This window comes from Actinoplanes solisilvae, assembly GCF_003999975.1.
GTDB classification, from domain to species: domain Bacteria; phylum Actinomycetota; class Actinomycetes; order Mycobacteriales; family Micromonosporaceae; genus Actinoplanes; species Actinoplanes solisilvae.
Map to the genome: position 1 here is coordinate 1 of NZ_RJAC01000095.1, position 763 is coordinate 763.

Genomic DNA, 763 nt, shown 5'->3' on the forward strand with positions numbered 1-763 from the left:
AGTGAGGAAGGGTTCCGTGTGAACAGCAGTTGGACACGGGTTAGTCGATCCTAAGGGAATGAGTAACTTCGTTTCTATGGCGCAGGGTGGGTCCTCCGTGGCCCGTAACTCCTGCCGTCGACCGAAAGGGAATCGGGTCAATATTCCCGAACTGAGACTTGGGCAGCGAACGTGCGCGGCAACGCAAACGAACCCCAAGACGCCAGCGGATGCCCCGAGAAGAGTTCTCTTTTCTTTTTAACAAGACCCGCGAGGCCCCTGGAATCGGATTGGCCGGAGATAGGGGCCGAGGGCTGGTAAAGCACCCCGCCTTCTGGGGTGTTCGGTGCGCACCCGATGGTCCTTGAAAATTGGGGGGAGGAATTTACCTTCAAGTCCAGTCGTACCCATAACCGCATCAGGTCCTCAAGGTGAGCAGCCTCTGGCCGATAGAATAATGTAGGTAAGGGAAGTCGGCAAAACAGATTCGTACCTTCGGAAAAAGAATTGGCTCTAAAGGTTGGGTGCAGGGGTCTGGGGGACAAAGGTGGGAGGCGGGAGGAGGACTACGGCCGGCTGCCTCGTTGTGGCTGGCTGCGGACCTTTTCCTGCGCCTGCTGGAGGACCCCAGGACGCGGTGGTGCCGGGGCGACCTGGTGCCCTGCCTTCCCTGCACAGCTAACAACCAATTTAGAACTGTTTCGGACAAGGGGAATCCGACTGTTTAATTAAAACAAAGCATTGCGATGGTCACAACTGATGTTAACGCAATGTGATTTCTGCC

Annotated in this window: 1 rRNA gene; it reads left to right on the plus strand. The window is 56.1% G+C overall.

Annotated elements, in window-relative coordinates:
* A 23S ribosomal RNA gene (locus EER30_RS48300) occupies nt 1–763 on the plus strand; the annotation flags it as partial.